Annotated in this window: 2 protein-coding genes and 1 pseudogene; all 3 read left to right on the forward strand. The window is 70.3% G+C overall.

Annotated elements, in window-relative coordinates; translation table 11 throughout:
• Positions 1-2,706: efflux RND transporter permease subunit (locus tag CSW58_RS08185; RefSeq protein ID WP_099446964.1), on the forward strand; the 2,706-nt coding region annotated here is incomplete at its 5' end.
• A 177-nt stretch (positions 2,707-2,883) separates the two neighbouring features.
• Positions 2,884-4,515, forward strand: coding sequence for an NAD(P)/FAD-dependent oxidoreductase (locus CSW58_RS08190; RefSeq protein WP_099446965.1), 1,632 nt, complete (start codon positions 2,884-2,886; stop codon positions 4,513-4,515).
• Positions 4,515-4,794 (forward strand): annotated as a pseudogene (locus tag CSW58_RS08195) (Rieske 2Fe-2S domain-containing protein); the annotation flags it as partial. The gene CSW58_RS08190 and the pseudogene CSW58_RS08195, both read left to right, overlap by 1 nt.

Raw genomic sequence — 4,794 nt, forward strand, 5'->3', positions numbered from 1 at the left:
GCCTCGGGCATCGTCCGGCTGGACATCCAGCGGGCCCGCACCACCGAGGTGGCCATCGTCCAGGCCGCCCTGACCAGCGACATCCTGCCGATGCGCCGGCTGGAGAAGGTGGCCGACACCCTGCGTGAGCGCCTCGACCGCGTGCCCGGCGTCCGCGAGGCCCGCTATTACGGGGCCCCGGCCTCGGAGGTGCGGGTGTCGCTGGACCTGGCCCGGCTGGCGGCCCTGAAACTGCCGGCCACGGCCGTAGCCGACGCCCTGCGCGCGGCCGGCGCCGAGGCTCCGGTCGGGGCGGTGCAGGCCGGCGACCGGCGCTTCAACGTCAAGGCCGGCGGGGCCTTCCGCTCGCTGGAAGCGGTCGGCGACACCCCGGTGCGGGCGATCGGCGGGCGGGTGGTGCGGGTGCGCGACGTGGCCCAGGTGGCCTGGGCCCAGGACGAGCCGACCCATCTGGCCCGCTTCAATGATCGCCGCGCCCTGTTCCTGACCGTCACCCAGAAGGACGGCCAGGACGTCACCAAGATCACCAAGGCCGTCGAGGCGGTGCTGGACGACTACGAAAAGGCCCTGCCGGCCGGGGTCAAGCTGGAGCGCGGCTTCGTCCAGGCCGAGAACGTCAAGCACCGGCTCAAGGCGCTGTTTCGCGACTTCGCCATCGCCCTGGTCCTGGTGTTGATCACCCTGCTGCCCCTCGGTCTCAGGGCCGGGGTGGTGGTCATGGTCTCGATCCCGCTGAGCCTGCTGATCGGCCTGTCGCTGCTGCAGGCCTTCGGCTTCACCCTCAACCAGCTGTCGATCGCCGGCTTCGTGCTGTCCCTGGGCCTGCTGGTCGACGACAGCATCGTCATCACCGAGAACATCGCCCGCCGGATCCGCGAGGGTGAGAGCCGCACCGACGCGGCGATCAACGGCACGCGCCAGATCGCCCTGGCGGTGATCGGCTGCACCGCGACCCTGATGCTGGCCTTCCTGCCGCTGATGGCCCTGCCGGCCGGATCGGGGGCCTATATCCGTTCGCTGCCGGTGACGGTGCTATGCACGGTGGGCGCCTCGCTGCTGGTGTCCCTGACCATCATTCCCTTCCTGGCCAGCCGGGTGCTGGACAAGCATTCCGATCCCGAGGGCAACCGGCTGCTTCAGGCCGTCAACGGCCTGATCCACCGCGTCTATCGCCCGGTCCTGCACTTTGGCCTGGCCCGGCCCTGGCTGAGCCTGGCGATCATGCTGACGATCTGCGCCACCACCGTGCCGATGCTGAAGATCATCGGCTCCAGCCTGTTCCCGCCGGCCGAGACCCCGCAGTTCCTGGTCCGTATCGAGACCCCGGACGGCAGCGCCCTGGCCCGCACCGACCGCGCCCTGCGCTATGTCGAGCAACGCCTGGCCAAGGAGCCCGACATCACCTGGCGGGCCGCCAATCTGGGCCGCGGCAATCCGCAGATCTTCTACAACCAGCAGCAGCGCGAGAGCGCCACCACCTACGCCGAGGTCTTTGTCAGCCTGAAGGCCTGGGAGCCGGTCAGGAGCGACGCGGTGCTGGACGGCCTGCGCCGCGACTTCGCCCGCTTCCCCGGCGCGCGGATCAGCGTGGTGACCTTCGAGAACGGCCCGCCGATCGACGCCCCGGTCGCCGTGCGCATCACTGGCCAGGACCTCGACGTGCTCAAGGCCCTGGCGGCGCGGGCCGAGACGGTGCTGAAGGCCACGCCGGGCACGCGCGACGTCAGCAACCCGATCCGCCTGGACCGCACCGACCTCGATCTCGGCGTCGACGAGGCCAAGGCCGCCGCCCTGGGCGTGCCGGCCGGGGCCCCGCGGCGCGTCGCCCGCCTGGCCCTGTCGGGCGAGGAGACGGCCCGCTTCCGCGATCCCGACGGCGACGACTACGCCGTCAAGGTGCGCCTGCCGATGGGCCAGACCGACGGGGCCGGCCGTAACGAACTGGCTGACCTGCAGCGGATCTATGTGCCCACCGCCGACGGCGAGGCGGCCCCGCTGGGCGCGGTGGCCTCGCCGCGGCTGCGCGCCAGCCCGGCCCGCATCGACCGCTTCGACCGCGAACGCACGGTGACGGTGACGTCCTATATCCGGACCGGCTTCCTGACCGCCAAGGTCACCGAGGACACCGTCGCCCGCCTGGCCCGCGACCTGCCCATGCCGCCCGGCTACCGCCTGTCGATGGGCGGCCAGGCCGAGGCGCAGTCGGAAAGCTTCGCCGGCCTCGGCGCCGCGGTGCTGGTGGCGGTGTTCGGCATCCTGGCGGTGCTGGTCCTGGAGTTCCAGAAGTTCAAGACCGCCCTGGTCGTGGCCGGGATCATCCCGTTCGGCCTGTTCGGGGCGGTGGCGGCCCTGTGGATCACCGGCCATTCGCTGAGCTTCACCGCCACGATCGGGCTGATCGCCCTGATCGGCATCGAGATCAAGAACTCGATCCTGCTGGTCGACTTCACCGAGCAGCTGCGCAAGGGCGGCATGGGCCTGCACGACGCCATCGAGAAGGCCGGCGAGGTGCGCTTCCTGCCGGTGCTGCTGACCTCGGTGACGGCGATTGGCGGCCTGCTGCCCCTGGCGCTGGAAAACTCCGGCCTCTACTCGCCCCTGGCCATCGCCATCATCGGCGGCCTGATCACCAGCACCCTGCTCTCGCGGGTGGCGACGCCGGTGATGTACTGGCTGACGGCGCGGGGTGAGGAAGGCAGCCACTGAGATCCTCCCCCCAAGGGGGACGTGTCGCGGAGCGACGGAGGGGGAAGTCTGCGACCGGCGTGGGAACACTTCCCCCTCCGGCCCTACGGGCCACCTCCCCCACAGGGGGAGGATCTATCGCCTCTTGTCTATTTTACACTCGTATAGCAAGCTCCTCCCCTATCCCGAGGAGACACCATGGCCGAGACCCAGACGCGCGACGCCGTCATCATTGGCGGAGGCCATAACGGCCTCGTCTGCGCCTTCTACCTGGCCAGCGCCGGGCTGAAGGTCACGGTCTGCGAGGCGCGCGGCGTGGTCGGCGGGGCGGCGGTGACCGAGGAGTTCCATCCCGGCTTCCGCAACTCGGTGGCCAGCTACACCGTCAGCCTGCTGAGCCCGCGGGTGATCCGCGACATGGACCTGCACGGCCTGGGCCTGACCATCGTCGAGCGGCCGATCTCCAACTTCCTGCCCCTGGCCGATGACAGCTACATCAAGCTGGGCGGCGGGCTGGAGCGCACCCAGGCCGAGTTCCGGCGGTTCTCCGAGAAGGACGCCGCCGCCCTGCCCGCCTATTACGCCATGCTCGACGAGATCGGCGACGTGCTGCGCGACCTGGCCGGCGAGACCCCGCCCAATCTCGGCGACGGCCTGCACGGCCTATTGCGCGGCGTGCGCCAGGGCTCGCGCCTGGCCTTCCTGTCGCGCGAGCGCAAGCGCGACCTGCTGGACCTGTTCACCAAGAGCGCCCGCGACTTCCTGGACGGCTGGTTCGAGAGCGACGCGGTCAAGGCCAGCTTCGGCTTCGACGCTGTGGTCGGCAATTTCGCCAGCCCGGATTCGCCGGGCTCGGCCTATGTGCTGCTGCACCACACCTTCGGCGAGGTGAACGGCAAGAAGGGCGCCTGGGGCCACGCCATCGGCGGCATGGGGGCCATCACCCAGGCCATGGCCAAGGCCTGTATCGCCAAGGGCGTCGAGATCCTGACCGATGCGCCGGTCGAGGCGGTGTTCGTCGAGGGCGGCAAGGCCGCCGGCGTGCAGCTGGTCGACGGCCGGCGCTATTCGGCCCCGATCATCAGCTCCAACCTCAATCCGGCCCTGCTGTATGGCAAGCTGATCGCCCCCTCGGCCCTGCCCGAGCCCTTCAAGAAGTCGATCAAGGGCTACAAGAACGGCTCGGGCACCTTCCGGATGAACGTGGCCCTGTCGGAGCTGCCCGACTTCACCTGCCTGCCCGGCACGGCCGCAGCCGAGCACCACCAGTGCGGCATCGTGCTCTCGCCGAGCCTGGACTACATGGACGAGGCCTATCGCGACGCCAAGGCGTTCGGGATCAGCAAGAAGCCGATCGTCGAGATGCTGATCCCCTCGACCCTGGATTCGACCCTGGCCCCGCCCGGCCAGCACGTGGCCAGCCTGTTCTGCCAGCAGTTCGCGCCGACCCTGCCCGACGGCCGCTCGTGGGACGATGAGCGCGAGGCCGCCGCCGACCTGATCATCGACACGGTCAATCAGTGGGCCCCCAACTTCAAGGCCTCGGTCCTGGGACGAATGATCCTGTCGCCGCTGGACCTGGAGCGGAAGCTGGGCCTGACCGGCGGCGACATCATGCACGGCCACATGTCGCTGGATCAGCTGTGGGCCGCCCGCCCGGTGCTGGGCCACGCCAGCCATCGCGGCCCGATCCCCGGCCTCTACATGTGCGGGGCCGGCTGCCATCCGGGCGGCGGGGTCTCGGGCAATCCGGGCCGCAACGCCGCGCGCGAGATCCTGCGCGACCGCGACGTCAGCACCGCCATCAAGCTGAGCATCGTGGGGCGGTGATGGACCACGCCGCCAACGTTCAGGATCCCAATCCTACCCCCGTCGCCGACCCGGACGCCGACTGGGGCCTGCCCGGCTGGCTCTACGCCAATGAGCGGTTCTTCCGGGCCGAGCAGGACAAGGTCCTGCGGCCGTCCTGGCAGATCGTCTGCCATCTGAACGACATCCCGGCCCCCGGCCTTCCACACCTTCGAGTTCCTCGAGAGCGTCTTTGTCGTGCGCGGCAAGGACGGCGGGGCGCGGGCCTTCACCAATGTCTGCCGGCATCGCGGCGCGCGC

Source organism: Caulobacter sp. B11, from assembly GCF_002737765.1.
Classification (GTDB): Bacteria; Pseudomonadota; Alphaproteobacteria; order Caulobacterales; family Caulobacteraceae; genus Caulobacter.